Raw genomic sequence first — 450 nt, forward strand, 5'->3', positions numbered from 1 at the left:
GCTCGCCGCGGACGAACCAGTCCGAGACCGACCAGTTCATGGATGGCAGGAAGCCCATCCTAGTCTTCAGCGACGCGGGCGGCACCGGGCGGTCTTATCACGCCAGCCTTGACGCAGCTTGCCAGAAGCGTCGCATACACTTCCTGCTTGAGCCGGGATGGCGAGCCGACCGGGCCATCCAGGGGCTTGGCCGAACGCACCGGACCCATCAAGCCAACACACCGCTGTTCCGGCCTGTGACCACGAACTGCAAAGGGGAACTGCGGTTCACCAGCACCATTGCGCGCAGGCTCGATAGTCTGGGGGCTCTCACGCGGGGCCAACGCCAGACGGGCGGGCAGAACCTGTTTGACCCTGCCGACAATCTCGAAAGCGAATATGCTAAGGCGGCCCTGTCGACCTGGTTTGCCTTGCTGGCGGACGGCAAGCTCAAGAGCGCAACGCTGATCG

1 protein-coding gene is annotated in these 450 nt (G+C 64.0%); it reads left to right on the forward strand.

Annotated features, from left to right (window positions below):
- On the forward strand, nucleotides 1-450 hold a 450-nt coding region (locus AX708_RS08955), incomplete at both ends, for a strawberry notch C-terminal domain-containing protein (RefSeq protein ID WP_197426355.1).

This window comes from Erythrobacter sp. CCH5-A1, assembly GCF_001557115.1.
GTDB lineage: Bacteria > Pseudomonadota > Alphaproteobacteria > Sphingomonadales > Sphingomonadaceae > Erythrobacter.